19 protein-coding genes are annotated in these 18,375 nt (G+C 73.3%); 9 read left to right on the top strand and 10 right to left on the bottom strand.

Annotated elements, in window-relative coordinates; translation table 11 throughout:
* Positions 1-330: 330 nt before the first annotated feature.
* Complete coding sequence (locus LN251_RS41615) at positions 331-1,251, bottom strand: lysophospholipid acyltransferase family protein (RefSeq protein WP_458249322.1); 921 nt, start codon at positions 1,249-1,251, stop codon at positions 331-333.
* Complete coding sequence (locus tag LN251_RS41620; RefSeq protein WP_458249323.1) at positions 1,248-2,021, bottom strand: GNAT family N-acetyltransferase; 774 nt, start codon at positions 2,019-2,021, stop codon at positions 1,248-1,250. Before LN251_RS41620 ends, LN251_RS41615 begins: the two co-directional genes overlap by 4 nt.
* Before the next feature lie 333 nt (positions 2,022-2,354).
* Here LN251_RS41620 and LN251_RS41625 point away from each other — a divergent pair, with 333 nt between their 5' ends.
* Genes LN251_RS41625 through LN251_RS41660 form a run of 8 tightly spaced genes read left to right on the top strand, consistent with a single transcriptional unit; the run spans position 2,355 to position 6,037 of the window.
* Complete coding sequence (locus tag LN251_RS41625) at positions 2,355-2,678, top strand: gas vesicle protein GvpO (RefSeq protein WP_362987019.1); 324 nt, start codon at positions 2,355-2,357, stop codon at positions 2,676-2,678.
* A 39-nt stretch (positions 2,679-2,717) separates the two neighbouring features.
* Complete coding sequence (locus LN251_RS41630) at positions 2,718-3,218, top strand: gas vesicle structural protein GvpA (protein ID WP_458249324.1); 501 nt, start codon at positions 2,718-2,720, stop codon at positions 3,216-3,218.
* Positions 3,215-3,973 carry a GvpL/GvpF family gas vesicle protein gene (locus tag LN251_RS41635; protein WP_458249325.1) on the top strand — a complete coding sequence of 253 codons (759 nt, stop codon included), beginning with the start codon at positions 3,215-3,217 and terminating at the stop codon, positions 3,971-3,973. The genes LN251_RS41630 and LN251_RS41635 overlap by 4 nt, the downstream gene beginning before the upstream one ends.
* A gap of 4 nt (positions 3,974-3,977) precedes the next feature.
* On the top strand, positions 3,978-4,301 hold the full coding sequence (locus LN251_RS41640) for a gas vesicle protein GvpG (RefSeq protein ID WP_458249326.1): 324 nt from the start codon (positions 3,978-3,980) through the stop codon (positions 4,299-4,301).
* Complete coding sequence (locus LN251_RS41645) at positions 4,298-4,642, top strand: gas vesicle protein (RefSeq protein ID WP_458249327.1); 345 nt, start codon at positions 4,298-4,300, stop codon at positions 4,640-4,642. The genes LN251_RS41640 and LN251_RS41645 overlap by 4 nt, the downstream gene beginning before the upstream one ends.
* Positions 4,639-5,502, top strand: a complete 864-nt coding sequence (locus LN251_RS41650; protein WP_458249328.1) for a GvpL/GvpF family gas vesicle protein — start codon at positions 4,639-4,641, stop codon at positions 5,500-5,502. Before LN251_RS41645 ends, LN251_RS41650 begins: the two co-directional genes overlap by 4 nt.
* A complete protein-coding gene (locus tag LN251_RS41655; protein ID WP_458249329.1) occupies positions 5,499-5,747 on the top strand; it encodes a gas vesicle protein in 249 nt (82 codons plus the stop codon). Before LN251_RS41650 ends, LN251_RS41655 begins: the two co-directional genes overlap by 4 nt.
* On the top strand, positions 5,744-6,037 hold the full coding sequence (locus LN251_RS41660; RefSeq protein WP_458249330.1) for a gas vesicle protein K: 294 nt from the start codon (positions 5,744-5,746) through the stop codon (positions 6,035-6,037). Before LN251_RS41655 ends, LN251_RS41660 begins: the two co-directional genes overlap by 4 nt.
* A gap of 131 nt (positions 6,038-6,168) precedes the next feature.
* Here the strand turns inward: LN251_RS41660 and LN251_RS41665 are convergent, their stop codons facing one another.
* From LN251_RS41665 to LN251_RS41675, 3 genes are read right to left on the bottom strand one after another with little or no spacing between them, the layout of a single operon-like run.
* Positions 6,169-6,918, bottom strand: a complete 750-nt coding sequence (locus tag LN251_RS41665) for a succinate dehydrogenase/fumarate reductase iron-sulfur subunit (protein WP_058921614.1) — start codon at positions 6,916-6,918, stop codon at positions 6,169-6,171.
* Positions 6,915-8,861, bottom strand: a complete 1,947-nt coding sequence (locus LN251_RS41670; protein ID WP_458249331.1) for a fumarate reductase/succinate dehydrogenase flavoprotein subunit — start codon at positions 8,859-8,861, stop codon at positions 6,915-6,917. The genes LN251_RS41665 and LN251_RS41670 overlap by 4 nt, the downstream gene beginning before the upstream one ends.
* A 1-nt stretch (position 8,862) precedes the next feature.
* Positions 8,863-9,534, bottom strand: a complete 672-nt coding sequence (locus tag LN251_RS41675; protein WP_458249546.1) for a succinate dehydrogenase — start codon at positions 9,532-9,534, stop codon at positions 8,863-8,865.
* A 120-nt stretch (positions 9,535-9,654) separates the two neighbouring features.
* Here LN251_RS41675 and LN251_RS41680 point away from each other — a divergent pair, with 120 nt between their 5' ends.
* Positions 9,655-10,542: a LysR family transcriptional regulator gene (locus tag LN251_RS41680; RefSeq protein ID WP_458249332.1), complete on the top strand. Its 888-nt coding sequence runs from the start codon at positions 9,655-9,657 to the stop codon at positions 10,540-10,542.
* Between the two features lie 69 nt (positions 10,543-10,611).
* On the opposite strand, the gene LN251_RS41685 is transcribed toward LN251_RS41680, so the two are convergent.
* The 5 genes from LN251_RS41685 to LN251_RS41705 all read right to left on the bottom strand — a co-directional run bounded on the left by LN251_RS41685 (position 10,612) and on the right by LN251_RS41705 (position 18,295).
* A complete protein-coding gene (locus LN251_RS41685) occupies positions 10,612-11,391 on the bottom strand; it encodes an SDR family NAD(P)-dependent oxidoreductase (protein WP_362987031.1) in 780 nt (259 codons plus the stop codon).
* 36 nt (positions 11,392-11,427) lie between these two features.
* Complete coding sequence (locus LN251_RS41690; protein WP_458249333.1) at positions 11,428-12,252, bottom strand: alpha/beta hydrolase; 825 nt, start codon at positions 12,250-12,252, stop codon at positions 11,428-11,430.
* 128 nt (positions 12,253-12,380) lie between these two features.
* Positions 12,381-15,077: an AAA family ATPase gene (locus LN251_RS41695; protein ID WP_458249334.1), complete on the bottom strand. Its 2,697-nt coding sequence runs from the start codon at positions 15,075-15,077 to the stop codon at positions 12,381-12,383.
* Between the two features lie 273 nt (positions 15,078-15,350).
* Positions 15,351-17,486 (bottom strand): putative bifunctional diguanylate cyclase/phosphodiesterase, encoded by a 2,136-nt coding sequence (locus tag LN251_RS41700; RefSeq protein WP_458249335.1) that lies wholly within the window; start codon positions 17,484-17,486, stop codon positions 15,351-15,353.
* Positions 17,483-18,295, bottom strand: a complete 813-nt coding sequence (locus LN251_RS41705) for an SAM-dependent methyltransferase (RefSeq protein ID WP_458249336.1) — start codon at positions 18,293-18,295, stop codon at positions 17,483-17,485. The genes LN251_RS41700 and LN251_RS41705 overlap by 4 nt, the downstream gene beginning before the upstream one ends.
* Positions 18,296-18,375 lie beyond the last annotated feature (80 nt).

The following is an 18,375-nucleotide window of genomic DNA, read 5'->3' on the forward strand; positions in this document are numbered from 1 at the left end:
GGCCGGTACTTCGGCTCCGCGCCCGTGGAAGGCGGGCGCCACCCGCCGATCCGCAGCTCACGGATGCTTCGCCGTCGCCTCGGCGGGCGGCGGGTGCCTCGCCATCGCGTCCGCGGCCTGCGGACACTCCACCCTCCACCCGCGGCTTACGGATGCCGGCGCCCTCACCCCCGCGGACCGCGGCCGGTACTTCGCCATCTCGTCCGCAGACTGCGGACACGTCTCCCCCAGCCCGCGGCGCACGGATGCGGCGCCGTCACCTCCGCGACCGCGGCGGGTGCCTCGGCATCGAATCCCCGGACTGCGGGCACGCCACCCCCGACCCGCGGCTTAAGGATGCGGCGCCGCCGCCTCCGCGGACTGCGGGGGGTGCTTCGGTGACCGACTCGCGGGCTGCGGGCGGAGGTCCATCCTTCGAGCGGCCGGGGTCGGCAGGGGATGGGTCGGGTGGGTCAGTAACACCGTGTGGGGCCAGGCGGGTTGGGTGGCCGTGGCCGGTTGGGCCGCCTGGGCCAGCGTGCGGCGGTCGGGGTGGGTGTCCGCCGGGATGGCCTCGCGCACCTCGACCTCGGCCACCAGGCCGCGTGTCATCACGACCCGCCACACCGACGCCAGCAGCGAGTCCTCTCCGATGAAGGCCGGGGCCGTGCTGGGGGCGCCGGCGATCCGGTAGCGCAGGCGCACGGGCTGGACGGGGACCTGCGCGTCGAGGGCGGCCTGGAAGACGGCCCGGCGGAAGCTGCCCTGGGCGCGGCCGCACCAGGTGCTGCCCTCGGGGAAGACGCCGACGGCCTGCCCGGCGCGCAGGGCGTCCGCGACGCGGGCGACGGTGCCGGGCAGGGCGCGCAGCCGGTCGCGGTCGATGAACAGCGCGCCCCGGGCCGCGAGGGGGCCTGCCACGGGCCAGTCGCGGATGTCGGACTTGGCGAGCATCCGGGCGGGGCGGACGGCGGCGAGCAGCGGGATGTCGAGCCAGGAGATGTGGTTGGCGACGAGGAGCAGCCCGCCGGCGGGCACGTCGGCGCCGGTGATCCGCACCCGTACCCCGGCGGCCCGGACGATCCACCGGCACCAGCGCTGCACCCACGTGGCGGGTATCCGTCCGCCGAACGGCGACAGCGCGATCCCCGCAAGCATCAGGGCCACGACCGCGCTGATCCGGGCGAGGGCACGCGGCGGTGCCGCAGCGCCTCCCGGCTGCTCGATGCACGCCCGCGGGGTGCAGGGCGCGCTGGGCGTCCAGACGCTCATGAGGCCGGGGCCAGGGAGAGGAAGTGCCGCAGATAGCGCGGGTTGACCCGGCGCATCGACAGCAGCACGTACAGGTCGGCGACGCCGAAGTCCGGGTCGTGGGCGGGCTCGGCACACACCCAGGCACCGAGGCGGAGGTAGCCGCGCAGCAGGGCGGGCAGCTCGGCTGCGGCGGCCGGCGCGGCGGCGGCCGGGACCCAGGGCAGCAGCGGCCGTACGCGGTACTCCTGCGGAGCCAGGTGCTTGGCCCGCACCCGGTCCCAGGTGGCCGAGGCGAGCGCGCCGCCGTCGGCGAGCGGGACGGAGCAGCAGCCGGCCAGCCACTCGTGGCCGCGGTCGACCATGTAGCGGGCGATGCCGGCCCAGATGAGGCCGATGACGGCGCCGTCGCGGTGGGCGGGGTGGACGCAGGAGCGGCCGACCTCGACCAGGCCGGATCGGATCGGGTCGAGCGCCGTGAGGTCGAACTCGCCCTCCGAGTACAGCCGTCCGGCGACCGCGGCACGTTCGGGCGGCAGCAGCCGGTAGGTGCCGACGACCTGCCCGCCGGTCTCCTCGCGGACCAGCAGGTGGTCGCAGTAGGCGTCGAAGGCGTCGATGTCGTACCCGGGCTGCGCGGTGGTCAGCAGGGCGCCCATCTCCCCGGCGAACACCTCGTGGCGCAGCCGCTGGGCGGCACGCACGTCGGCCTCGTCGCGGGCGAGGGAGACGGAGTAGCGGATGGGGGCGGCGGGCTGGGCGGGGCGGTCCAGGGTGGTGACGCCGGTCATGTGCTCTCTCCAGGTCGACGGCCGGGGACGGCGGAGCGGGAGCAGACCGCTGGCGTGTGATCTGCCGCCCCTGTTCTTCCGACGCGCGCTGTCCTTCGCGTGACCGGAGCGGAGAGAACGCGTGTGAGGTTGCTGAACGGCTCGGGCGACACCCGGCATTTCGCCGGCGCGCGGTCCCGCGTCCATCCGCGGGGCCCCGGCGGACCACCGGCGCGCGCGGCGTCATGCGGTCGGCCCGCTCTTCACCGGCCCGGGTCCCGTCCTGCAAGAGACCCGGCTCGGATGGCCTAGCTGCGCACGCGCCCACCGGCTCCCGCGGTCAGAGTGGGCTGCATGACAGAACCCGGAACCGCTGAGCGACGGCGCGGTCCGGCCCCATCCGCCGGGCGCCGACGGACCTTGCACGGTGCCGGGGAGGCCGCCCGGTGCGCCGCCGAGGCGCTGACGGAGCTGATCCGCCACCGCCTTGAAGGGGTTTCCGCGGTGTGCCGGGGCGAGGACGGCGGCTGGATCGTCGACGTGGACGTACTCGAAGTGGCACGCATCCCCGACACCACCAGTCTGCTCGCGACGTACCAGGTGGAACTGGATTCGGCGGGCGAGCTGGTGCAGTACCGGCGGACCGCCCGCTACCGGCGCGGTGCCCAGGACCAGTGACCGCGCCGTCGCCAAAGCCTCCCCCGGAAGGACCGCCGCATGACCGTCTACAACGACGAGGTCGTCTGTGCGCCCCGCGCCGGAACCCTCTACGACGTGCTGGAGCTGATTCTCGACCGCGGCATGGTGATCGACGTCTTCGTGCGCGTCTCGCTGGTCGGGATCGAGATCCTCAAGGTCGACGCGCGGATCGTGGTCGCCAGCGTCGACACCTATCTGCGCTTCGCGGAGGCGTGCAACCGCCTTGATCTGGAACACGACTCGCGCTCCAAGACCGTGCCCGAACTGTTCGGCGGGCCGGTCTCCAGGACCATGGCCAAGGCGGGCGCCAAGCGAACCGCCCGCTCCCTGACCGACAAGGTCAAGGACATCCTCACCCCGGACGACGACACGGACGACGTCGAGGCCGACGAGCGCTCCGCCGAGCCGGAACGCAGGCGGCGCGGCCCCGCGAAGAAGACCGCCGGCTCCGCGAGCCGCCGTGCCGGTGACGACGACCGCCCACGGACCCGGCGCCGCAAGGTCGAGGAGGACGCATGACCGTGACAGCCACCGCCGCCCCCGCCACCGCCGGCACGCTCTACGTCTACGGCATCGCCCCCGCGGGCATCGAGCCTCCGCGCACCCCCGGGGTGAGCGGTGCGGTGGTGCGGCTGCTGACCGAGGCCGGGCTGTGTGCCGCGGTCTCGGACGCCCCGGCGCACGTCCGGGCGCGCCGACGGGACCTGATGGCCCATCAGTCGGTGCTCGGCGAACTCGGCGCGCAAGGCCCCGTCCTGCCCATGCGGTTCGCCGTCCTCACTCCCGACGCGGTGACGTTGCGCGCCCAACTGCGCTCTGACCGGGCTCACTTGACGGCGCAGCTGGACGGGGTGCGGGGCTGCGTCGAGATGAACGTGAAGGGAGCCGTCGTACCGGGTTACTTCGCCGACCTCGTGCGCCGGGACGAGACCCTGCGCGCGCTCGCCCGCCGGACCCGGAACCGCCCCGGGTACGAGGCGAACGTGCGGCTCGGCGAGGCGCTCGCCAAAGGCGTCGCGCGCGAGGCGCGGCGCACGGCACGGGACGTGCTGGCCTGCCTGACTCCGCTCGCCGTGCGTACGGCGCAGGGAGCGGTCGACGACGAGCAGGTGCTGAGCACGTCGTTCCTGGTGCGCTCGGCCGACGAGCAGCGCTTCCGCCAGGCCGTGGACGAGCAGGCACGCGGCGTCGGGGACCGGCTGGCACTCAGCGTGACGGGTCCGCTGCCGTGCTACAGCTTCGTTGACGCGCCGTCGACCCCGGACGGCCGGTGACGCGGTGGGACTCGTGAGCGGGCTGCTGCTCCTGCCGATGGCCCCGTTGCGCGGCACGCTCTGGGTCGCCGACCACCTGCTGCAGGAGGCCGAGCGCCAGGCCTGCGGCCCGCGTGCGGTCCACGCACGCCTGGCGGCCCTCAACCGGGCCCTGGAGGAGGGTGCGATCAGCGAGGCGGCCTTCGAGAAGGAGGAGGATCGGTTGCTCGAACGCCTCGAAAGTCCCGTCCGGTACGCCGGCCGGCCCCCGGCGGCCCCTGTCCCACCCGCCGGGGACGACGGCGGGCGCGTCCCGGCACGTCACCGACACCGCGGAGGCGCCTCGTGACCGACCTCGGCACCTGGCCGGCGGGCTCCGGTCCGCAGCCGGTCGGGCCGCCCACCGGAAACCTCGCCGACCTGCTCGAGCGCGTCCTGGACAAGGGCATCGTCATCGCGGGCGACATCAAGATCGACCTGCTCGACATCGAGCTGCTCACCATCCGTCTGCGCCTGTTCATCGCCTCGGTCGAGACCGCGAAGAAGGCGGGCATCGACTGGTGGGAGACGGACCCGGCGCTGTCCTCGCGCGCCGCGCGGGACGCGCTCGCCGAGGAGAACGCGCGTCTGCGCGCGCGGCTCGAGGCGCTGGAGGAAGCCGACCCCGACACCGCGGAGGTGATCCGATGACCACGGTCCCCGCCGATCCGGCGACCACGGTGCGGCAGGACGGGCCGCGTTCCACGGTCACCTGCGTGTTCGCCGTGACGGACGCCCCTGTGCCGGATCACGTGCTCGCGCGGACCCCGGGCCATGACGGCGGCGGTCCGCTGCGGGTGCTGGCCGCGGGCTCGCTGCACCTGGTCGTGCAGGACGCCCCCGCGGCGGCGTTCAGCGAGGAGGCGCTCGCGGAGCGGCTCAACCGGCCCGACGAACTGGAGCGCTGCGCCCTCGCCCACCATCGCGGCGTGGAGACGGCCGCGGGCGCGGGTCCCGTCGTGCCGCTGCCGATGGCGACGCTGTATCTCGACGACCGCAACGCCGTACAGGCGGTGACGGCCCGGGAGGCGTCCCTGCGCGCCCTGCTGGACCGGTTGCGCGACCGTACCGAGTGGGCGGTGAAGGTGCACGGTCCGGCGACCGCGCACGCGTCCGGTGCCGGTTCCGGTGCCGCCGGGGACGTACCCGCCGACGGCCGCTCGTATCTGCGCCGGGCGAGCGCGAGGCGCGGCGCCGAGCGCGAGATCCGCGAGCGCGCCCTGGCGCAGGCCCACGCCGTCGACCGGGAGTTGCGGCGGTACGCCGTCGCCGCGACACGGCACCGGCCGCAGAGCGAGCAGCTGACCGGCAGCAACGTCCCGCAGCTGCTCAACGCGGCCTATCTGGTGGACGACGGACGGCGGGCCGAGTTCGTCCGCGCCGTCGGCCGGCTGGCCCGCGAGGCCCTCGGCAGCGCCGTGCAGGTCACCATGTCCGGGCCCTGGGTCCCGTACTCCTTCGCCCGGTCGGACGAGGTGGAGTGCGGCGCGTACGAGGAGATCCGCGCATGAGCGGGCCGGCCGCGGACGGTGCGAACCGCGCGCCGGTGCCGTGGGAGGACCCGGAATCGTACGCGCCCGTCGGGGTGCCGCTCGTCGACCTGCTCGACCGGGTGCTGGCGACGGGTGTCGTCGTCAGCGGCGACCTGGTGCTGGCCATCGCCGACGTGCCGCTGGTGCGGATCTCCCTGCACGCGCTCCTGGCGTCGGTCAGCGACCGGGTTCCCGCGCCCTGGCCGGACAGCGGGCCGCTGTGACCGCGCCGCGCGCCCACGCGGTGGACCTCGATCCCGAGCGGGTGACCGACGACCTGGCGGCCCTGGTCCTGACCGTGGTGGAACTCCTGCGGCAGCTCATGGAACGCCAGGCGGTACGCCGTTTCGACGAGGGGACGCTCAGCGACGAGCAGGAGGACCGGCTCGGCACCGCGCTGATGCTGCTGGACCGGCGCATGGACGAACTGTGCGCGCAGCACGGTCTGCGGCGCACCGATCTCAACCTGGACCTGGGACCCCTGGGCCCCCTCCTCGCCGATCCCGGGCCGTGACCCCGTGGCGAGGCGGGCAGTTCGCAGGACGTGGTCTGACGGTCATGCCCCGCACATGGGGCGGGGCCGGAGAGCACCACTCCCGGCCCCGCCCGTCCGCCCCTTGTCGGCGGACGTCTCTGTGCACCGCGCTAGCGCTTGGCCGCCTTGCGCGTCGCCCGCAGCCACTCCTTGTTCATGCTCGTGATGGACACCAGCGGGATGCCCTTAGGGCAGGCGGTGGCGCACTCGCCGGTCAGCGTGCAGCCGCCGAAGCCCTCCTCGTCCATCTGCGCGACCATGTCCAGCACGCGCGTCTCCCGCTCGGGCGCTCCCTGCGGCAGCACGTTGAGATGGTTGACCTTGGCGGAGGTGAACAGCATCGCCGCCCCGTTCGGGCACGCGGCCACGCACGCCCCGCAGCCGATGCACTCGGCGTGCTCGAAGGCGAAGTCGGCGTCCGGCTTGGGCACGGGGGTGGCGTGCGCCTCCGGGGCGGACCCGGTGGGCGCCGTGATGTACCCGCCGGCCTGGATGATCCGGTCGAACGCGGACCGGTCCACGACCAGGTCCTTGATCACGGGGAACGCCGACGCCCGCCACGGCTCGATGTCGATGGTGTCGCCGTCCTTGAAGGACCGCATGTGCAGCTGGCAGGTGGTGGTCCGCTCGGGCCCGTGCGCGTCCCCGTTGATCACGAGGGAGCACGCGCCGCAGATGCCCTCGCGGCAGTCGTGGTCGAAGGCGACCGGGTCCTCGCCCTTGAGGATGAGCTCCTCGTTGAGGGTGTCGAGCATTTCCAGGAAGGACATGTCGGAGGAGATGCCGTCCACCTCGTACGTGGACATGGCGCCTTCGGCGTCGGCGTTCTTCTGCCGCCAGACGCGCAGGGTGAGCCTCATGCGTAGCTCCGCTGGGTGGGGTGGACGTACTCGAAGACGAGGTCTTCCTTGTGCAGGGTGGGCGCCTGACCGGTGCCGGTGAACTCCCAGGCGGCCGCGTAGGCGAACTCGTCGTCGCGGCGGGCGGCTTCGCCGTCCGGCGTCTGGGACTCCTCGCGGAAGTGGCCGCCGCAGGACTCGGCGCGGTGCAGGGCGTCGAGGCACATCAGCTCGGCGAGCTCCAGGTAGTCGACGACGCGGTTGGCCTTCTCCAGCGCCTGGTTGAACTCCTCGCCGGTGCCGGGCACCTTGATGCGCCGCCAGAACTCCTCGCGGATCTCCGGGATGCGCTCCAGTGCCTTGCGCAGCCCGGCGTCGGAGCGCGCCATGCCGCAGAACTCCCACATGAGTTCGCCGACTTCGCGGTGGAAGGAGTCGGGCGTGCGGTCGCCGTCGACCGACAGCAGCAGGTTCAGCCGGTCCTGCGTCTCGGCCAGCACCTCCTGGACGACGGGGTGTTCGTCGGTGACCTCGCCCTGGCGGGGGTTGCGGGCGAGGTAGTCGTTGATGGTGGCCGGCAGGACGAAGTAGCCGTCGGCCAAGCCCTGCATCAGCGCGGAGGCGCCGAGGCGGTTCGCGCCGTGGTCGGAGAAGTTGGCCTCCCCGACGGCGAACAGGCCGGGGACGGTGGTCTGCAGGTCGTAGTCGACCCACAGGCCGCCCATCGTGTAGTGCACGGCCGGGTAGATCCGCATGGGCACCCGGTACGGATCCTCGTCGGTGATCCGCTGGTACATGTCGAAGAGGTTGCCGTACTTGGCCTCGACGGCCTTGCGGCCCATGCGCTCGATGGCGTCGGCGAAGTCCAGGTAGACGCCCTGTCCGCCGGGCCCGACGCCGCGGCCCTCGTCGCAGACGTTCTTCGCTGCGCGGGAGGCGATGTCGCGCGGGACCAGGTTGCCGAAGGAGGGGTAGATGCGCTCCAGGTAGTAGTCGCGCTCGTCCTCGGGGATCTCGTTCGGCGGGCGGGTGTCTCCCTTGGCCTTGGGCACCCAGATCCGGCCGTCGTTGCGCAGCGACTCGCTCATCAGGGTCAGCTTGGACTGGTGGTCGCCGGTGCGCGGGATGCACGTCGGGTGGATCTGCGTGAAGCAGGGGTTGGCGAAGTACGCGCCGCGGCGGTGGGCCCGCCAGATGGCCGTCGCGTTGGAGTTCATGGCGTTCGTCGACAGGTAGAAGACGTTGCCGTAACCCCCGGACGCCAGGACGACGGCGTCCGCGAAGTACGTGGAGATCTTCCCGGTGATCAGGTCGCGGGCGACGATGCCGCGCGCCCGCCCGTCGACCACGATCAGGTCGAGCATCTCGGTGCGCGGGTGCATCTCGACGTTCCCGGCGGCGATCTGCCGGCTCAGCGCCTGGTAGGCGCCGAGGAGGAGCTGCTGGCCCGTCTGGCCGCGGGCGTAGAAGGTCCGCGAGACCTGTACGCCGCCGAAGGAGCGGGTGTCGAGCAGGCCGCCGTACTCGCGGGCGAACGGCACCCCCTGGGCCACGCACTGGTCGATGATCTCGACGGAGATCTGCGCGAGGCGGTGCACGTTGGACTCGCGTGCCCGGAAGTCGCCGCCCTTGACGGTGTCGTAGAACAGCCGGTGCACGGAGTCGCCGTCGTTGCGGTAGTTCTTCGCCGCGTTGATGCCTCCTTGCGCGGCGATGGAGTGGGCGCGGCGCGGGGAGTCCTGGTAGCAGAACTGCACGACGTGATAGCCCTGTTCGGCGAGCGTGGCGCCGGCGGAGCCCCCCGCGAGGCCGGTGCCGACCACGATGACCGTGTGCTTGCGCCGGTTGGCGGGGTTGACCAGCTTGGCCTCGAAACGGCGCCTGTCCCAGCGCTCGTTGACGGGTCCGGCCGGGGCCTTGGTGTCGGCGACGGGTGCGCCGGTGACGTAGTCGGTGTAGGTCATGTCAGCTCACCACTCCGGTCATGACGCCCACGGGGACGGCGATGAAGCCGGCCGTGAGCAGCAGCGCGAGGACGTTGGCGACGGTCTTCAGGGCGCGGTCGCGGGTGCGGCTGCCGACGCCGAGGGTCTGGGCGGCGCTCCAGAAGCCGTGCCGGATGTGCAGGCCGAGCGCGAGCATCGCGACGATGTAGACGACGTTGCCGTACCAGGTGGAGAAGGTGTCCACGACGTTCTGGTACGGGTGGCCGGGCTGGAAGCCGCCCGCGTGCACGGTGCCGGTGGTCAGGTCCAGGATGTGCCAGACGATGAACAGGCCGAGGATGATCCCGCCCCAGCGCATGGTGCGCGTCGCGTAGCTCGCCCCGGCCTTCGTGTGCACGTACTTGCTGGGCCGCGCCTTGATGTCGCGGCGGCTGAGCTGGTACGCGGAGACGGCGTGCGCGACGACGGCGGCGATCAGCACGACGCGGACCAGCCACAGCGTCCACTCGTAGTGCATGAACGGTTCGCCTACGGTGCGCAGCCAGTGGGCGTAGTGGTTGAACTCGCCGGGGCCGAAGAAGATCTTCAAATTGCCGATCACATGGGCGACCAGGTACAGCAGCATGATCACGCCACTGACGGCCATCACCGTCTTCTTGCCGACGGAGCTGTCCCACACGGTGCGCGCCATCGACGGCCGTCGGTCCGTCCGCGTTGCCAGAGCCATGAGTCCTGACGTTAGGACCGTTCGGCCCCATCGGTCCAAGACATGATCGAGCTCGTTTCCATAGGCCACGGCTATCGTACGAGGATGCAGTTCCAGCAACTCCAGTACTTCGTGGCCGTCGCCGAGACCCGGCACTTCACCCGGGCCGCCGAACTGGTCCACGTGGCCCAGCCGTCGCTGTCCCAGCAGATCAGGGCGCTGGAGCGGGAGCTCGGGGCCGATCTGTTCCGGCGCGCGCGGGGCAACATCACGCTCACCGACGCGGGCGAGGCGCTGCTGCCGCTGGCCCGCCGGATCCTGGCCGACGCGGACACCGCAAGGCACGAGGTGCAGGAGCTGGCGCAGCTGCGCAGCGGCCGGGTGCGGCTGGGCGCCACCCCGAGCCTGTGCACCGGTCTGCTGCCGGACGTGCTGCGCGCCTTCCACGACCGCTATCCCGGCATCCGGCTGCTGATCGAGGAGGGCGGCTCGCACGACCTCGTACGGGAGCTGGCGCGCGGCGCCCTGGACCTGGCCCTGGTCGTCCTGCCGCTGCCGACACCGTCCCCGGCGCTGACCACGGTGGAGCTGCTGCGCGAGGACCTGGTGGTGGTGTCCTCACCGGAGTCCCCCGCCCCCGGCGGCGCCAGCCGGCGCACCGTGCGCATCTCCGATCTGGAGGGCGAGCGCCTGGTGATGTTCCGGCACGGCTACGACCTGCGGGAGCTGACCGTGGCCGCGTGCCGTGCCGAGGGCTTCGAGCCGGAGTTCGCGGTGGAGGGCGGCGAGATGGACGCGGTGCTGGGGTTCGTGCGGGCGGGGCTGGGCGTGGCCGTCGTACCCCGGATGGTGGCGACGCGGACCGGCCGGGGGCTGCGGGTGACTCCCCTCGCCCGGCCGGGCCTGTATCGCACGATCGCGCTGGCGCACCGCAGCGACGTCGCTCCGCCGCGAGCGGCGCGGGAGCTGCAGCGGATGCTGCTGGAGCGGTGAGCGGCGCCGAGCGGAGCCCGTCCGCTCACGGGGCCGGGAGCAAGGCGCCGTCGCTCACCCAGTGGGGACTCACCAGGTGGGGATGAACCCGCCGTCGATCACCAGGTCGCTGCCGGTGATGTTGCGGGAGTGGTCGCCGGCGAGAAAGAGGACCAGGTCGGCGATCTCGGCGGGCTGGGAGAAGCGGCCGGTGACGGCGGCCTTCGAGGCCTGTGCGACCACGTCGTCGGGGGTGATGCCGGCGGCGGCCGAGACCGTCTGCGCCACTCCCCCGCCGCCCAGCCACAGCTCCGTCTCGACGGGGCCGGGGCTGACCGTGTTGACGCGGATGCCCTTCGGGCCGACCTCCTTCGACAGCGCCTTGGAGAAGGCGACCAGGGCGGCCTTGCCCGCGCTGTAGTCGATGACCAGCGGGTCCGGGAGGGTGGCGTTGACGGAGGCGACCGTGATCACCGAGCCGTCGCCGGCGTCCAGCATCACGGGCAGCGCGGCCCGGGTGACCCGTACCGCCGTCAGCAGGTTGAGGTCGATCGTGCGCCGCCACTCCTCGTCGGTGACCGACAGGAAGCCGCCGGTGCGGGCGGGTGCCGAGCCGACGTTGTTGACCAGGACGTCGATGCGTCCGCCGGCCGCCGCGACCAGTTCCCCGGCCGCGTCGGGCTCGGCGAGATCGACCGGCACCCAGGTCACCGAGCCCTCCTTCACCAGCGTGTCCAGCCGTTCGGAGGTCGTGCGCGATCCCGCCACGACCTGGGCGCCCGCCTGGGCGAGGGCCTCCACGATCGCCAGTCCGATGCCCTTGCTGGCGCCGGTGACGACGGCGGTCCTGCCCTGCAGTTCGGTGCTCATACTGTCCGACTCCCTTGATGCGATGGAAAAGCGATGTCAGGCGTGCGCGGTGTCATGGCCCTGGATGTTCTGCCGGTCCAGCCAGTCCAGGGCGTACTCGGCGACGGTCCGCCAGCCGTGGTCCACGGTGAGCGAGTGGCCGCGGTCGGGGAACTGCTTGAGCTCGGTGACGGCCGGCGAGTCGCCGTAGAGCTTGTAGGCGGAGCGGGTCACCACGTCCGGGACGGTGTGGTCGGCCTGTCCGGAGATCAGCAGCAGCGGGCCCCGGTCGGGGTTGCGGACGGCGACCTCGGCGGCCGAGTGCCGGGTGAAGTTGGCGAACGCGGCCTCGAACAGCGGGCGGCCCGGCGAGGGGACGGTGAACCGCTCGTGCAGGGCGTCGGACTCGGCCTGCTCCAGCGCGTTGCCGAAGCCGTAGCGGAACTGCGCGGGCGTCAGGGACACCGAGCGCTTGCGGTTGGCCGGGTTGCCCAGCACGGGGAAGCCGGAGCGCAGCTGGGCCGGGGGAAGCGCCTTGACGCCCTTGATCTGCGCCGGGTCGACGGCTACCGCCGCCCGGGCCAGGCCCTTGCCGAGCAGCTTCTGCGCGATCAGCCCGCCGAAGGAGTGCCCGATCAGCACCGGCGGGGCGTCCAGGGAGCGGATGATGCCGGCGTAGTGGTCGGTGACGTCGTCGATGCCGAGCCCCGCGACGGCCTCCGGGTGCCGGCGCGCCTCGGCGACGGTGCCGGCCTCGCCGGGCCAGCCGGGGGCCACGGGCGCGTACCCGCGCTCGGCCGCCAGGTCGATCCAGGGCTGCCAGGACGAGGCGTGCAGCCACAGTCCGTGGATGAGGACGAGAGGGACGCGTGGTGTGGCCATGGCCGTTTCTCCTGGGCTTCGGGACCGCCGTGGGGCGGTGCGTTGCCTTCACGGTGCCGCGGCAGTCACCCCCGCCGATTGAGTCGAATGACTGTCGCCGGCGACGGTGGCTGAGGGCGCGGAACGCGTCAGGTCCCCTCCAGGGCGTCCCGCAGGGAGGCGCGGGAGGAGATGCCGAGCTTCGGGAAGATCCGGTACAGGTGCGCGCCGACGGTGCGCGGGGACAGGAAGAGCCGGGCGCCGATCTCCTTGTTGCTCAGGCCGCTCGCCGCGAGTTCGGCTATCTGCCGCTCCTGCGGGGTGAGCGCCGCGCCCGTCGCGGTGGGCTCGCCGGGCAGCCCGGAGGCGCGCAGCTCGGCCTGGGCGCGGCGCAGCCAGGGCGTGGCGCCGAGCCGCTCGAAGGTCTCGGCTGCCCGGCCGAGGGCCGTGCGGGCGGTGGTGCGGTCGCGGGTACGGCGCAGCCACATGCCCTGCTCCAGGCGGACCCGGGCCAGCTCGAAGGGGAAGTCGACACCGGCGGGATGGGCGACCGCCCGCTCGAACAGCGGCCCCGCCTCGGTGTCCTCCGCCGTCATCGCCAGCGCCGCCGTGGTCAGGAAGTCCAGGCGCGGGGAGACGGCCGGCAGCCCCTGGTCGCGGGCCGCCAGGGCGTGCGTCCGTGCCTGGTCGAGGCGGCCGGTGTGCACGGCCGCCTCGACCAGGTCCAGCAGCGTGCGCAGGGACTGCTGGGAGTACGGCGTGAAGGTGCCGGGGGCGGTGAGGCCGCCGGCGTAGGCGTACGCGCTCTCGTAGTCGCCGGTGGTCAGGCCGAGGGCCGCGCCGGTGGCCTCGGCGAGCTGGGTGAGGTAGCCGACACCGCGCGGGCGGGCCCAGCGGTCGACGCGGTCGAGAGCGGCGCGCGCGGCGTCGGCGTCGCCGCGCCAGGCCGCGAGAAGGCCGAGGAAACCGTGGTACTGGTACTCGAACAGCCGGTAGCCGTGGGCGACGGTGAGGGCGAGGCCGCGGCGGCCGGTCTCCTCGGCGGCGTCCCACTCGCCGCTGGAGATCTGGTCGAGCATGACGAGCTGCTGCAGCGTCATCGCGTTGGTGACGGCGCCGCTGCCCGTCTCCCGGTCGGCGACCCGGCGCACCAGCGTGCGGTGCTCGGCGAGCGCGTCGAGGAAGTACGCGGCCACGCCGAGCCGCATCACGTCCCAGGGCTGGCCGTCGCCGAGCTCGCCGAACGCGGCCAGCACCCGCTCGCGCGCACCGGCGCCCCTGCGGGCCACATCGCCCCAGGCGTCCCGGTAGAGCGGGGTCGGGCCGCCGACGCGCTCAGCGTCCCGGTCGGTCAGCGCGTCGCTCACCCGCCACAGGGCGGGGTCGGCGGAGAACACGCTGATGGCCAGCAGCAGGTTCAGCAGGCGTGCGCGGATCTCGTCGTCGGCGTCCGGCGGGAGCGCCTGGAGTTCCGCGGCGACCCTGCGGTGGGCGGAGCGGACGTCGCCGTCCTCGTAGAGCGCGGTGTAGGCGTACGTGATCACGGCCGTCGGCGACTGGCCCGTCCCGGCCAGCCGGTCGGACGCCTCGCGCAGTTCGTGCGCCTGGTCCAGCAGCGCGGACTGGGCGGCGACGAAGGCGGCTTCCCCCAGGCGGCGGGAGCGCCTCGCCGCGGTGGGGCTGAGTTCGGCGGCCCGGGTCAGCAGGGTGAGGGCGGCCGCCGAGCCGCCGCGCGCGGTGGCGGAGCGGGCTGCGCGCTCCAGGACGACGGCGACGGACTCGTCCGGGTCGACGGTGGCCGCCGCGAGGTGGGTGGCATGGCGTTCGAGTTCCTCGCGGTGCAGGCGGGCCAGGTCGGCGTGGGCGGCACGGCGTTCGTTGGGGGTGGCGGACTGCAGCAGGGCGGAGCGGACGAGCGGGTGGCGGAAGACCAGGTCGCCGGTGCCGGCGTCGGTGGTGAGCAGGCCGCGGGCGACGGCGACGTCGACGGCGCGCAGCGGATAGCGGGTCCGGCCCGGGAGCGCGGCGGCACCGGTGCCGTCGAGGGCGGCCCGCAGCAGCTCGGCGCGCTCGGCCGGGTCGAGGCCGGCGATACGGTCGCCGTACAGGCGCTCCAGCCGCCTGGGCAGCGGCAGTTCGGGCCGGTCGGCGGAGCCGTCCACGCCGGCGGGCAGCTCCAGCAGGGCGAGGGGGTTGCCGCGGGCCTGGTCGAGGATCCGGGACCGGGCCGGCTCGGCGAGGCCGGGACTGCTGGTGTCCAGCAGCAGGGCCGAGGCCTCGGCCGACAGCGGGGGCACCGTCAGCTCGGGAAGCCCGGAGCTGTCCCACGGCGACGGCGTGTCGGCCCGCACCCCCACCGCCATCCGCACGGCGTGTCCGGACAGCCGCCGCGCGATGAACCGTGCCACCTCCCCGCTCTGCGGATCGAGCCACTGCGCGTCGTCGATCACGAGCAGCAGCGGTACGTCGCCGGAGGCCAGGGCCAGCAGATCCAGTACGGCGATGCCCAGGGCCATCACCGACGGCGGCTCACCGGTGCTCCGGCCGAAGACGATGTCGAACGCCGCCCGCGTCGCCGTGTCCAGGGCGTCGGCGCCGGCCAGCAGCGGGTGCAGCAGCTGGTGCAGTCCCGCGAACGCCAGTCCGGCCTCCGCCTCCACCCCGGCCGCCCGCACGACGCGCTGCCCCAGCCCGGCCGCGTGTGCCGCCGCCAGGTCCAGCAGCGCGCTCTTGCCCACCCCGGGCTCGCCCCGCAGCACGAGCGCCCGCCCCTCGCCGGAGGCGACGAGCCCGTCCAGCTCACCGACCTCCCCCTCCCGCCCCACGACCGACCCCACACTCGCCATGCGCACATGCTCCCCCTTACCGCCCGAAGCCGCCGCCGGAACCCCGACCACCGCCCCGACGCTGCGTCCGCCGGCGGACAGGAACGAACCGCCGCCGGCCCGGACGGGCCGAGAGGGGTGGCGCGGGCCGCCGCCCAGCCGGAGGGTCGGCGGAGCGGGCGCGGTCCGCCGACCGTCCCGGACGGTTGGGGAGCGGGCTCGGACGTGGAAGCGGGCCGCCGCCCTCCCAGGACCGGCCGAGGCATTCGTCGGCGGCCCTGGACCCCCGTCCGCTCAGCCCGTCGCGTCGACCAGGGCCAGTTGGTGCAGGCGGTCCGGGGGGCCGGGGCGGGCGTAGTACCAGCCCTGGGCCGTGTCGCAGCCCAGTATCCGCAGCTGCTCGGCCTGGGCTCCGGTCTCCACGCCCTCGACGGTGACCGCGAGGTCGAGGCTGTGGGCGAGTGAGACGATCCCCTCGACGATCTTGAGGTCGACGGGGTCGGCCGGGAACTGCTGCATGCCCTGGGTGAAGGAGCGGTCCAGCTTCAGGATGCTGACCGGCAGGCGGCGCAGGTTGGCCAGGTTCGAGTAGCCGGTGCCGAAGTCGTCGAGGGCGATGTCGACGCCCATCTCGGCGAGCCGGCGCAGCGGCTTGAGCAGGTCGTCGTCCGCGCCGATCAACGCCGACTCGGTGACCTCCAGGCACAGGGCGTCCGGTTCGACGCCCGCGCGTTCCAGGATGTCGACGGTGTCCTGCACCAGTCCGGGGTGGGTGAGCTGGCAGGGCGAGAGGTTGACGTTGATGCGCAGCGGCCCCGCCAGGTCGTGCCGTTCCCGCCACTTGCGGGCCTGCCGTACCGACTGCTCCAGCACCCAGCGGCCGAGCGGCACGATCAGGCCGGTGTGTTCGGCGAGCGGGATGAAGCGGTCCGGGCCGAGGACGCCGTGCTGCGGGTGCAGCCAGCGCACCAGGGCCTCGGCGCCCCGGACGCTGCCGTCGCCGAGGTGGACCAGCGGCTGGTACTCGATGAAGAACTCGTCCCGCTCCAGCGCGGCCGGCAGGGCGGTGGTCAGGCCGTGCCGGGTGATGGCGCGGGCGTCGGCCTCCGGGTCGGCGAGCTCGAAGCGGTTGCCGCCCGCCGACTTGGCCCGGTACATGGTGATGTCGGCGCTGCGCAGCACCTCGGCCGGGCTGCGCTCACCGGCCGGGCCCTCGACGATGCCGATGCTGCCGCGCACGGTCAGTTCACGGCCGTCGATGCTGATGGGGGCGAGCAGCGCGCTCATGATGCGGGTGGCGAGGTCGTCGACCTCGCGCTGGGTGTCGGGGCCGGTGGTCAGCGCCACGAACTCGTCGCCGCCGAGCCGGGCGACCATCTCGCCGGGCGCGGTGGCGCAGGACTGCAGGCGGTCGGCGACCTCGACGAGCAGCCGGTCGCCGGCCGCGTGGCCGAGGCTGTCGTTGACGGTCTTGAAGCCGTCGAGGTCGAGGTAGCACAGGCCGAAGCGCTGGCCGCTGCCCGCGCCGAGGGCCTTCTCCAGGCGCTCGAAGAAGAAGGTGCGGTTGGGCAGCCCGGTGAGCGCGTCGTGCGTGGCCTCGTAGCGCAGGCGGAGGTTGAGCAGCCGGCGCTCGGTGGTGTCCTCCATGAGGGCGAGCTGGTACTGCGGTTCGCCGTCGGCGTCGCGCAGCAGGGAGACCGTCAGGTTGGTCCACAGGACCGTTCCGTCAGGGCGGTAGAAGGCTTTTTCGAGGTGGTAGTGCTCGCGCTCGCCGCGGACGAGCTCCTCGTACAGCGTCCAGGTCTGGGGCGCGTCCTCGGGGTGCGTCCACTCCTTGACGTTGCGGGTGCGCAGGCTGTCTTCGGGGATGCCGAACATGCGCAGCAGGGCGCCGTTGACCTGGAGGATGTTGCCGTCGAGGTCGGCCATGCCGATCCCTATGGCCGCGCCTTCGAAGACCGCGCGGAAGCGGGCCTCGGTGGCGTGCAGCGCCTGCGCCACCACGCCCTGCGCCTTCAGGGCGGCGGCGGAGATGGCCTCCTGCTCGGCGAGGGTCCGCTCGCGCAGCTCCTGGGCGAACCCGGCGGCCATGGCGTGCTGCAACCGCGAGCAGCGGGCCCGCAGTTCCTCCCGGTCGCCGTCCTCACCGCAGTACAGCACGAGGTAGGCGTCGACACAGTCGAGGGTCCGACTGAGCGCCTCGGGGTCGGTGCAGTGGACGGAGACGAGGGCGGCGCCCACCGCCCTGCCCTCGTCCGCGTCGAGCGGTCGCGCGTGCAGGGCCCGGCTCAACCGCCGGGCCAGCGGCAGGAGTTCCTGCTCGAACTCCGGCCGGGTCAGCGACGTGGAGGTCACGGGGAAGACCGCCCGGCTCCAGATCGTCGCGAACCGGCGCAGTCTGTCCTCCGGCCCGTCCGGCTCCGCGGTCACGCCGTACGCCCCACGCCCGCGAACCCGGAGAAGGCATAAGGATCCTCGTCCTCGGGCGCCGCGTCCGGCCGCCAGTGCGGCATCGGCACCAGTCCCGGTTCCACCATGTCGTACCCCTCGAAGAACCGCGCGATCTCCTCGCGCGAACGCATGATCAGCGGGTTGCGAATGTCCTTGTACACGTCGACCGTGCCCGCGGCCCGCGCCGGGGAGAGCGGGATTCCCTCGTACGAGGCATGAGTGAGGATCAGCATGCTGCCGGGCGCGAGCGCGTCGCGCAGCCGGGCCACCGCCTCGTACGGGTCGTCCTCGTCCTCCACGAAGTGCAGTATGGCAACGAGAAGCAGCGCCACTGGCCGATTCAGGTCGATCAGGCGCTCCACTTCGGCGCTGGCGAGGATCTCCTGCGGCTTGCGGAGGTCCGCGGCGACGACGGCCGCGGTGTCGTGGCCCTCGAGAACCGCCTGGCTGTGCGCGACGGCGACGGGGTCGTGGTCGACGTAGACGACGTGCGCGCCGGGGCTGGCACTCTCGGCCACCTCGTGGACGTTTCCGAAGGTCGGGATGCCGGAACCGATGTCCAGGAACTGGGTGATGCCCTCACCGGCCGCGAACCGCACGGCGCGGCGCATGAACGCCCGGTTCGCCTGCATGATCTTGGGCAGGCCCGGCATGAACTCCATCGCCTTGCGGGCCGCTTCCCGGTCGACCTCGAAGTTGTGCGAACCGCCCAGGTAGTAGTCGTAGATCCGGGAGACGCTCGGCACCGAGATGTCGATGCTCCGTGGGGCCCAGGCGGGACGTTCCATCTATCTCTCCAGGGGCGTAGGCGATCCGGTGTTCGAGCTGAGGCTACTGATCGCCTGCCAACGGGGCGAGCTGAAACGGA

The organism is Streptomyces sp. MAI_2237, assembly GCF_054189285.1.

Coding starts and splice junctions, on each gene's coding strand:
- LN251_RS41615 (WP_458249322.1), bottom strand. CDS start 1,251: ATGAGCGTCTGGACGCCCAGCGCGCCCTGCACCCCGCGGGCGTGCATC.
- LN251_RS41620 (WP_458249323.1), bottom strand. CDS start 2,021: ATGACCGGCGTCACCACCCTGGACCGCCCCGCCCAGCCCGCCGCCCCC.
- LN251_RS41625 (WP_362987019.1), top strand. CDS start 2,355: ATGACAGAACCCGGAACCGCTGAGCGACGGCGCGGTCCGGCCCCATCC.
- LN251_RS41630 (WP_458249324.1), top strand. CDS start 2,718: ATGACCGTCTACAACGACGAGGTCGTCTGTGCGCCCCGCGCCGGAACC.
- LN251_RS41635 (WP_458249325.1), top strand. CDS start 3,215: ATGACCGTGACAGCCACCGCCGCCCCCGCCACCGCCGGCACGCTCTAC.
- LN251_RS41650 (WP_458249328.1), top strand. CDS start 4,639: ATGACCACGGTCCCCGCCGATCCGGCGACCACGGTGCGGCAGGACGGG.
- LN251_RS41655 (WP_458249329.1), top strand. CDS start 5,499: ATGAGCGGGCCGGCCGCGGACGGTGCGAACCGCGCGCCGGTGCCGTGG.
- LN251_RS41665 (WP_058921614.1), bottom strand. CDS start 6,918: ATGAGGCTCACCCTGCGCGTCTGGCGGCAGAAGAACGCCGACGCCGAA.
- LN251_RS41670 (WP_458249331.1), bottom strand. CDS start 8,861: ATGACCTACACCGACTACGTCACCGGCGCACCCGTCGCCGACACCAAG.
- LN251_RS41675 (WP_458249546.1), bottom strand. CDS start 9,534: ATGGCGCGCACCGTGTGGGACAGCTCCGTCGGCAAGAAGACGGTGATG.
- LN251_RS41680 (WP_458249332.1), top strand. CDS start 9,655: ATGCAGTTCCAGCAACTCCAGTACTTCGTGGCCGTCGCCGAGACCCGG.
- LN251_RS41685 (WP_362987031.1), bottom strand. CDS start 11,391: ATGAGCACCGAACTGCAGGGCAGGACCGCCGTCGTCACCGGCGCCAGC.
- LN251_RS41690 (WP_458249333.1), bottom strand. CDS start 12,252: ATGGCCACACCACGCGTCCCTCTCGTCCTCATCCACGGACTGTGGCTG.
- LN251_RS41695 (WP_458249334.1), bottom strand. CDS start 15,077: ATGGCGAGTGTGGGGTCGGTCGTGGGGCGGGAGGGGGAGGTCGGTGAG.
- LN251_RS41705 (WP_458249336.1), bottom strand. CDS start 18,295: ATGGAACGTCCCGCCTGGGCCCCACGGAGCATCGACATCTCGGTGCCG.